Raw genomic sequence first — 3559 nt, forward strand, 5'->3', positions numbered from 1 at the left:
TCGACAGGCAACGAAATAAAACTCGGAAAACCTTGCTATAGCTGTATCTCAAGCAGCTATTTGATCAACAAGGCTAATTATCATTATCAATCAAAGACAGCTTTCTTGCTTCAACTGTTCTATCAAAAATAGCTTTAACATATTGAGGTGTTTTCTTATTCTCTGCAGGGTACAAGCTATGGGCATTCTCAGCAAGTAATCGATAAACAGCAGGATTGGACACTAAGGTCACATAACTAATTGGGGTCATCAAATTACGAAGTTTAAAATTTAAAAACTGTGAAAAGCCAAATAGCACAGCTAACTTTCCCCCTTTAAAGCCTTGCTTAAAGAAAATGCCAGCACAAAAAATAGCATGTTTTCTGTTATTATCATTTTTTATAAAAATAATCGATAAATTGATAAAACCAACCAATTCTTGTATTTCATTATAAAATAAACAAAGCTGAACCCCCTCATAATCAAAAAATGCTTTTTCAAACCCCTCCTTATTTAGCGTTAAAGATGAACTTTTATAAAGATCAAAAGCATTATCAATCATTTCCTGTTTCGAGTTAAAGGAGAGTGATTGAAAAGATAAAGTCTTCACTTTTGAAAGTTCTTTTGATTTATGCCTAAAGCGAAAAAAAGGTACACTTATTTTAAACAGCATGGTGTAAATCCTTATACTAGGTATAATAAATTATTATGGCGAATATTTTCGAATTTGAATCATTCGAATTATTTTATACCACTGAAGTTTAAAGAATGTCAACTCTACCTCCTGGCAATAAAAAACAATTGCCAATACTGTTATTATGACATATTCGACAATTAAAGAATAATAATTAATTCAATTTCAAACTAACTTATACCACTTAAGTAGACTTTAAAAATAAAAAATTAGTTAAAATTAATTCCATCACATTTTAATTTAGCATTGCTTTAACTAAGAGATTTTTTAAGACGACAAACTTTTCGACTCGCTTGGCATCGCCCCCCAAAAAGCTTGATACCTTCATCACGCATCGCTTGTGCTTGCCCACTCAAGTAGGCCTGTAAATCTGCTTCTGACGCTAAGTGATAAATAACAGTATACCTTTTATTCCCTTCCTCTTTATCGGTAAGATCTTCATATAAATCAACTTTCAAAAAACCATTAAATGACATCATTTTCTCCATATGGGGCGTTAACCATTCCAAGTACTCTTTTGCGATATCATTTTCTATTTTAAGTTCAACCTGATAAATAACCATACGTACACCTTTATATCCATAGTATAACTGTAAAACATTATCACTTATAGTAAAGTTCTAAATGAAAATCAACATACTCTATCCTCTTATGCATCAATGTCACTTACTTCTTCAACAGAATAAATCTCACCATAAATTAAGCATAGTCATTATATTTATAATGCGAAAATAAAATAATATGAAAAGTTAATGCTTTTACGTCCATTTTTCACCATGTACAACTACACTTTAAAAACAATACTTTCAACAAATAATAAATTAACTAAAAATTTATTATACTCATAGTCATACTAAAAAGGATTGAGCTAAGCATAAACCACTTACTATTTCACTTAATATTTTAATTAATAGTTATATTATATTTAATCTTGAAAGTGATAAAGCATGACAACTCACTTTCTGATGTTGATTTAAGGATGATATAAAATGAAAAGCATATTCTATATACTCACAACCTTCTTATTCTATTCACACTCACTCATCGCCTCGACTTATCAAGGTAAACTGGATATTCTCGTTGAAGATGATTTTATTCATCATCATTCTGTGACAAAATATTTTATTAATATGAATGATAAATCATTCCCGATTAATTTCCCCTCAAATATGGATCTATCCTCTTTAAAAAGAGGTGATGATATTATTATTAACACGAGCGAAAATCAGCTTCTTGATTCATTAGAACCTATTCAAGTACAGTCATTTAAACAACTTGCCACACATAAACTCAATAATACTATATTTAGTGAAAAAAACGTTCTCACTCTACTCATTGACTTTTCCGATAAAAAAGCCACTGATACCACCTCGATTTCCGCCGTTGAGAATATGATGTATTTAGATGAAAAGTCGATGAACAATGTCTATTTATCTAGCAGCTTTAACCAGTTGTTTTTTATCAGCGACACAGACAAAGATAATAAAGCTGATATTCATACCGTTAACTTAAACTATGCCGTTAATGATACTTGTGATGCATATCAATGGCGAGATGATGCTAAAGCTGCTACCTCACAAGATGGTGTCAATATTAGCGACTATCAATATTTTGTTTTAGTCTTGCCCAATAATGTCAATTGTGGATGGGGAGGGCTAGGTAACTTAGGCTGTAATGGAAATTGCACATCATGGATAAAATGGAATGCAACAATCGTATATGCACATGAACTCGGCCATAATTTGGGAATGCATCATGCATCCACAGATTTAGATAACGACGGCAATCTAGAATCCGAGTATGGGGATCATTCCGGTGTGATGGGCAATAATAGCCAAGTCAGACAAATCAATGCACCACATAGGTACCAACTTGGCATATATGAACAATTTCCCGACCAATTTCTTACCGCTCCAACCAATGGTAATTACCACTTATCATCTATTGAGTTGGATCCCAGTGAGCACAACCTCGATCACCAAGTAATAAGACTTTCAAAATCGAGCCCTGATAATCATTACTATATATCTTTAAGAAACGACATTGGTGTATTTGGTATGCATGATACTTATAGTGATAAAGTCAATATTCATCACTATGCTGAAGGGTACAATCGTACTCATTTTATTACAGCTTTAACTGAGGGGGAAACCTTTACCGATACTGAAAATAATATTGATATAGAAGTCATTGATATTAATACAAACAATGCAACGATCAACATCAATATGGCACCATCATTACGTCCAGAAGATCTAGTGGGCTATTTTGAGCGAACACCCGTTACCAACTCTTGGCATCAAGTGAATGTGACATATGATGAAAGCAGTAATTTGTTACAATGGACAAATGCAGCGGATCGCAGCTGGGAACTGTTTATTGACAAAATGCAACTATCAGCTCCCAACAGCCCCTATGGCCAACAATATATTCAAGTCGACACTCAAACTAACACACCAAATATTACCGCATTATGGTTTCTTGGTGAACGCTATGAACGTGTGTATCACAATGAACAATTCACTGGTCATTTTAACAGACTCCCTGTTGAAAATGCCTGGCATGATGTCTCTATTTTTACTGATGACAATCAACAATTATGGTGGCAAAACAGTGCGGGAATAAAATGGGAGCTAATAACTGAAGGAACGCGATTATACACCTTAGATAGCTCTCCTTATGGTTACCGAGAGTTAACACCTGACTTTGATGAAACCAATGAAAAAATCTTAGGCCTTTGGTTTAAAAATGAGTTTTATCAAAAAATGCCAACCCAAGACTAATACCAATTCTATTATATAGATGATCTATTCAGAGCTTCTCAGGCTTTTCAATTCAAGGCGCATTTATGCTGTAATGGTGCTCCCTTTCAAATGAATGCAACGC

The 3559-nt window shown here is 33.4% G+C and carries 3 protein-coding genes; 1 reads left to right on the top strand and 2 read right to left on the bottom strand.

The window, feature by feature from the left end:
• Nucleotides 1-73: 73 nt before the first annotated feature.
• Nucleotides 74-652 carry a hypothetical protein gene (locus Q0791_RS24570; RefSeq protein ID WP_299011897.1) on the bottom strand — a complete coding sequence of 193 codons (579 nt, stop codon included), beginning with the start codon at nt 650-652 and terminating at the stop codon, nt 74-76.
• A 272-nt stretch (nt 653-924) separates the two neighbouring features.
• Nucleotides 925-1236 carry a DUF4286 family protein gene (locus Q0791_RS24575; RefSeq protein WP_299011898.1) on the bottom strand — a complete coding sequence of 104 codons (312 nt, stop codon included), beginning with the start codon at nt 1234-1236 and terminating at the stop codon, nt 925-927.
• 426 nt (nt 1237-1662) lie between these two features.
• Here Q0791_RS24575 and Q0791_RS24580 point away from each other — a divergent pair, with 426 nt between their 5' ends.
• On the top strand, nt 1663-3456 hold the full coding sequence (locus Q0791_RS24580) for a reprolysin-like metallopeptidase (RefSeq protein WP_299011899.1): 1794 nt from the start codon (nt 1663-1665) through the stop codon (nt 3454-3456).
• The last annotated feature ends 103 nt before the right edge of the window (nt 3457-3559 follow it).

Source organism: uncultured Shewanella sp. (assembly GCF_947495455.1).
Lineage (GTDB): Bacteria > Pseudomonadota > Gammaproteobacteria > Enterobacterales > Shewanellaceae > Shewanella.

What these genes read in the sequence shown, in the direction of transcription:
- Q0791_RS24570 (WP_299011897.1), bottom strand. Translation starts at nt 652, where the DNA reads ATGCTGTTTAAAATAAGTGTACCTTTTTTTCGCTTTAGGCATAAATCA.
- Q0791_RS24575 (WP_299011898.1), bottom strand. Translation starts at nt 1,236, where the DNA reads ATGGTTATTTATCAGGTTGAACTTAAAATAGAAAATGATATCGCAAAA.
- Q0791_RS24580 (WP_299011899.1), top strand. Translation starts at nt 1,663, where the DNA reads ATGAAAAGCATATTCTATATACTCACAACCTTCTTATTCTATTCACAC.